Below are 816 nucleotides of genomic sequence, written 5' to 3' on the forward strand. Positions count from 1 at the left end.
GCCGTCGCGAAAATAAAGCGTTTTGAGCCCGGGTGCGGCTACGCGAACCGTCTCGCCGTTGCGGCGGGCGATGACGACGGCATCCTCGAGTTCGTATACGGCGAATCCGTCACGTTCAACGTAGGGCGAGGCATAGCGCTCGAGCGTCTCGATCTCGTTGCCGGCCGCGTCCACCAGCCACCGTTCGCCGTCGTCATCTTCAGCGACCCAGGTACCGGTAAGCACCGGCTTGAATGTGCGATAGTTACGTTCACCAAGCAGCCGGCCCTGGTTGTCGTACAGCCGCCACGTCTCGTCGCCCCTGATCGCCGTCAGCTCGCCATCGGTCACCGGCTCGGCCGTTGCGTCCAGCATCTCCGGGGAGAGACGCCACCCGCCCCGGGCATCGTACAGTCCCCAGCGCACCCGCTCCGGCGACAGCCTGACCAGAACGGCGAGTGCCTCCGGTGCATCAGCGCTGACGGACACGGAGAGCGTGTCCCCGGGCAACGTCACCGCCCCGCCGTTCGTGGCGCGCCAGACCTTCGGCGGCACCGGCACCCTGACCGGAAACAGCGCCATTTCGGCCTGACGGAACGGCGCCCGATAGAACGCACCGTCCGGCAGGCGTCTGATAGTCGCGCCGGTACGGTCGATGAGCGTGAAACGGCCCTCCACCCTGACCATCGCCGCACCGCCGGCGCCGAACGGGTTGGCATCCTCGAACTGCGGCGGAATGACCCATTCGCCCCGGACGTCGATGTATCCCCATTCGCCGTCGCGGGAGACAGCGGCCAGGCCGTTGGCGAAATCCGTCGCATCGTCGAACCGCGGCTC

General features: G+C 67.3%; 1 protein-coding gene. It reads right to left on the reverse strand.

Going from position 1 to position 816, the window contains the following annotated elements; translation table 11 throughout:
• A partial coding sequence (locus G7A99_RS22165) for a WG repeat-containing protein (protein ID WP_163144159.1) occupies positions 1-816 on the reverse strand: 816 nt, incomplete at both ends.

The sequence above is a fragment of the Arhodomonas sp. KWT genome, from assembly GCF_010993615.1.